At 62.6% G+C, this 514-nt stretch carries 2 pseudogenes; both read right to left on the bottom strand.

Annotated elements, in window-relative coordinates:
- Window positions 1–270 (bottom strand): annotated as a pseudogene (locus CXQ91_RS24425) (MFS transporter); the annotation flags it as partial.
- A pseudogene (locus CXQ91_RS24420) lies at window positions 267–514 on the bottom strand (acyl dehydratase); the annotation flags it as partial. The pseudogenes CXQ91_RS24425 and CXQ91_RS24420, both read right to left, overlap by 4 nt.

The raw sequence follows: 514 nt of genomic DNA, 5'->3' as shown, positions 1-514 counted from the left end.
CAGGGCCAAGGTGATGATGCCCGTGGATTGGATCAGGCTGCCCAACCTGGTGGTGAGTTTGGACCCGAGCCGTAACACCACGAGCCCGGACGCACCGACGGAGATGAATGAGCCCAGGGACATGCACAGCAACATCAGTCCCACAGTGCCGGGCGTCAGTCCAAGGTCATCCTTGATGGCTGGAAGGCGCGAAACCCAGCTGGCAAACACCAGGCCGGAACCGGCGTAGGCGGTGACTACACCGTTACGCCAGGCTTTGACACTGCTCACGCCACGCGAACAGTGGCTTGTGCCTTGACCAGGACCTTCTGACCATCAAGGGTTACCGTCAGGTCAACCCGTGCCGTGGACGCTTCCGTATCCAAGGCACCAATGACGCCCACTATCGCGACGACGGCGCCCGGTTCTCCGGCCAAATCGGTCACGGGGACCGGTTTGGTGAAGCGGGTGCCGTAGGAGAGGACCGCGGACGGGTCGTTGATCCAGTCGGTGACGAGTTGCACGGCAGCGCCCA

Source organism: Arthrobacter sp. Y81, assembly GCF_002929335.1.
GTDB lineage: Bacteria > Actinomycetota > Actinomycetes > Actinomycetales > Micrococcaceae > Arthrobacter.
This window is presented reverse-complemented; position numbering and strand designations above follow the sequence as displayed.